This is a genomic window from Pontibacter sp. BAB1700 (assembly GCF_000277005.1).
GTDB classification, from domain to species: Bacteria; Bacteroidota; Bacteroidia; order Cytophagales; family Hymenobacteraceae; genus Pontibacter; species Pontibacter lucknowensis.
This window is the reverse complement of the sequence record NZ_AKIS01000214.1, coordinates 1-3946: the sequence shown is the minus strand read 5'-3', so window position 1 is coordinate 3946 and position 3946 is coordinate 1. Positions and strand designations below refer to the sequence as shown.

General features: G+C 48.8%; 3 protein-coding genes. 1 reads left to right on the top strand and 2 read right to left on the bottom strand.

Annotation, left to right across the window (positions count from 1 at the left end; translation table 11 throughout):
* Both O71_RS20035 and O71_RS20030 read right to left on the bottom strand, forming a co-directional pair.
* A partial coding sequence (locus tag O71_RS20035) for an ATP-dependent Clp protease ATP-binding subunit (RefSeq protein ID WP_007660754.1) occupies window positions 1-1948 on the bottom strand: 1948 nt, incomplete at its 3' end.
* A gap of 116 nt (window positions 1949-2064) precedes the next feature.
* Window positions 2065-2649, bottom strand: a complete 585-nt coding sequence (locus tag O71_RS20030) for a WbqC family protein (RefSeq protein ID WP_007660753.1) — start codon at window positions 2647-2649, stop codon at window positions 2065-2067.
* Window positions 2650-2890: 241 nt separating this feature from the next.
* On the opposite strand from O71_RS20030, the gene O71_RS20025 reads away from it, so the two are divergent.
* Window positions 2891-3781 (top strand): lysophospholipid acyltransferase family protein, encoded by an 891-nt coding sequence (locus O71_RS20025; protein WP_155801036.1) that lies wholly within the window; start codon window positions 2891-2893, stop codon window positions 3779-3781.
* Window positions 3782-3946 lie beyond the last annotated feature (165 nt).

Here is a 3946-nt window from a genome sequence, read left to right as displayed (position 1 = left end):
CAAGGACGGTACGTAGGCTTGTTAACAATCGATTCGGATGCTCAGACGTACGTAGGCTGGATTTCTCCGTCAGCTGACCGCCTTCTTCGTAACCCACATAGCCCGGAGGCGCTCCCACCAGGCGAGATACACTGAATTTCTCCATGTACTCACTCATGTCGATACGCACCAGTGCGTCGTCTTTGTCGAACAGGTATGTTGCCAGCACTTTGGCAAGCTCCGTTTTACCTACACCAGTCGGACCCAGGAATACAAATGAACCGATAGGCTTCTTCGGGTCTTTCAGACCCACGCGCGTGCGCTGAATGGCTTTCACTAACTGACCAATCGCTTTGTCCTGACCAATCACTTTGCCCTTGAGCTCTTCGCCCATGTTCAATAGTTTTACGCCTTCGTTCTGCGCGATACGCTTCACCGGTATACCTGTCATCATGGCAATAACCTCTGCCACATTTTCCTCTTTTACCGTATAGCGCTTCTTCTTGGTCTCCTCTTCCCAGCTCTTTTTAGCTGATTCGAGTTGGTCAATCAGTTTTTTCTCTTTGTCGCGCAGCTGAGCAGCCTCTTCGTACTTCTGGCTCTTTACCACGCGGTTTTTCTCTACCTTGATGTTCTCGATCTGCTCTTCGAGCTTCAGGATATCCTCAGGCACCACAATGTTGTTGATGTGCACACGCGCACCAGCCTCATCCAGGATATCGATGGCCTTGTCCGGAAGGAAGCGGTCGCTCATGTAGCGGTCCGAAAGCTTCACGCAGGCCTCAATTGCCTTGTCAGTGTAGTTCACGTGGTGGTGGTCCTGGTACTTGTCTTTGATGTTGTGCAGGATCTCCATGGTCTCCTCCGGCGTGGTAGGGTCTACCATCACAATCTGGAAACGACGGGCCAAGGCACCATCTTTCTCGATGTACTGACGGTACTCGTCAAGCGTAGTCGCGCCAATGCATTGGATCTCGCCACGGGCCAGGGCCGGCTTAAACATGTTGGAGGCATCCAGCGAACCGGAGGCGCCACCGGCACCTACAATCGTGTGCAGCTCGTCAATGAACAGGATCACGTCCGGAGACTTCTCCAGCTCGTTCATCACGGCTTTCATGCGCTCCTCGAACTGACCGCGGTACTTCGTGCCCGCCACCAGAGAGGCAAGGTCAAGGGTTACCACACGCTTGTTAAAGAGCACGCGGCTTACCTTTTTCTGCACGATGCGCAGCGCAAGTCCTTCAGCAATAGCTGTTTTACCAACGCCCGGCTCACCGATCAGGATCGGGTTGTTCTTCTTGCGGCGGCTCAGTACCTGGGCCACACGTTCGATTTCTTTTTCACGACCTACAATCGGGTCGAGCTTATCGTCTTCTGCCAGTTTGGTCAGGTCGCGGCCAAAGTTGTCGAGCACCGGGGTGCGCGATTTTTCACCAGGCTTCTTGCTAGAGCTGCTGCCAGCGCGTGAAGAAGAGCCAAACAACTTGTCAGAATCATCAGAATCGTCTGTGTCAGACGACGCGAGTGGATTATTGCTGTGATAATCCAGGGAGTCTCTTATTGCTTCGTAGTTCACGTTGAATTTCGCTAAGATTTGAGAAGAAATGTTGTCTTCATCCCGGAGGATGGATAATAAGAGGTGTTCAGTACCTATTATATCACTTTTGAAGATTTTGGCCTCCAGATAAGTAATCTTAAGCACCTTCTCAGTTTGCTTGGTCAGCGGGATACTGCCTGTAATGTTGCTGTTCTGAGATGCGGTGTTTCGTGTAGCCTGCTCTAAAGCGTACTTCAGTTCATCTATCGAAACGCCCAGCTTCTTCAGTAAGGCGATGGCAGTACCTTCTCCTTCCCGGATCATGCCCAGCACCAGGTGTTCGGTGCCAATATAGTCATGCCCAAGGCGGATAGCTTCCTCGCGGCTGAGTGAGATAACCTCTTTCACTCTGTTTGAGAATTTAGCTTCCATGTATACTCTATAAAAAAATGTAAAGGTCTAAAAATGTTGTAACTCGTTGAGGCTAACAGGAAAAGCCCCTGATTTAAACAAGCCCAACTCCACAAAGGTTTAGTTTTGCCGGGGCATTATTGTAAGTAGGAAAGCGACTTCGGACCCTGTGTAAACAACAAGTCAATTATACTAAGGTCTTGTACAAATTGTTTGCCAAATACTTGTGTATAGGGTTGTACGTACAAGTTGTCAGGAATGATTTTAGGATGTATCCTATTTCTGAGGTCGAGCGCCCCCTCCGGTTGCTCTGTCTGATAGCTGTCTGTGAACCCGATTCGTCGATCCAGTTTCAGAAATTTAAGATAAAGCCGCAATAAATCAACGTTCAGGTCAAATAAATATTTCGGCTGTCGCTCATATACCTCCCGAATGTAGTCACTGTAAAATTCAAAATAGGGAGCACGGCCATATGCTGCCTGTATGGTGCGCCAATGTACGTTGTACCATTTCTGGGTATAATCTATCTCGATCTCGGTGATCAGCGTCTTGTCCTTGCTGTTGCCCCGCAGTACCGGCACGCTCAGCGGCACCATATCTTGCGACGTCAGCACATGGCAGCGATTGCGGTAGCTCTGCTTTATGTAGTTCTCGTGTTTTTCTAGCAGCAAACCATCAGACTTAAGGAATGCAGCAAAAAACTGAATGGGCGGGTGGTACATTATTTCGGTTAGGAGAAGCAAGGGAGTTAGGAAGTTAAAAAGTTAGAGAGTTAAAGGCTGTAAGCTCTAAGTCAAGAGTTTTGAGTCTGAAGTTGGAATATAATTCTAATGTCTGCCATCTGTCATCTTATACCTGCAGTCCCAGGTCTTACATCTTGTGTCCTTTTCCTGCGAAATAAGCATGATTTCTTTAATTTCATAATGCAAGTATAGGTCGTACCTTTGCAGCCGATCTATACCTGTGAAGAAATCTCCAAACATACCTGCGTTATATTACCCGCTCTGGTGGTTGCTCAAAGGCCTGTCTTTGCTGCCGCTGCCCATGCTATACCTGCTAGCCGACTTTTTGTTTGTGCTCGTGTATTACGTGGTCGGCTACCGCAAAAAAGTGGTGCTCCAGAACCTGCGCAACTCCTTTCCGGAAAAATCTGAACAGGAGATACAGGGTATAGCCAGGGCCTTTTACCGGCAGTTCCCGGACCTGATCGTGGAGATCCTGAAACTGGCCTCGATGGATGAAGCTGAAATGCGCCGCCGCATTGTGTTTTCTAACCAGGAGGTGCTCGATAATTTTGTGCAACAAGGTAAGACAGTCATCACCATGGGCTCTCACTCCGGCAACTGGGAATGGATTCTCTCTGCTGGAGCGGTGCAGTTCGGCTTTCCGGCTGAAGGGGTATACAAGCGGATCAAGAATCCCTTCTTTGAGGAGTTCATGCTATACCTGCGCGGGAGGCTCGGTGCTCGCCTGATTGAAATGAAAGACACCATGCGTGACTTTGTGCGAAACAGAAAAACACCGCGTGTGGTAGCTATGCTCTCAGATCAGACGCCCCCTTACGGAGAGATTCAGTTCTGGACCACTTTCCTCAATCAGGATACACCTTTCTTTGTCGGTGCCGAAAAGCTGGCGCAGACCTTTGGATGCCCGGTGCTGTTCCTGGATGTGGCGCGAGTCAAACGTGGTCATTACTGTCTGACTTTTGATGTGCTGTCCGACGGCACCACCAAGCCCGAAGAAGGCACCTTTTCAATCACCGAAGCTTTCGCTCGTAAACTGGAAGCTTCCATCCGTCGAAACCCCGCCAACTACCTCTGGACGCACAAAAGGTGGAAACATAAGCGAGTTTAAGAGTTGGGGAGTTTGAGCGTTTAAAAGTGATTTAAGTGAATTCAAATTCTCTTTGCTTCTTTACCACAAGATTTCAATTCACCCCGTCAATCAAAATTCAATAACCCATACCTCTCAAACTCCTAAACTCCCCAACTCCTAAACTTATAAGAATTCCTCAATATA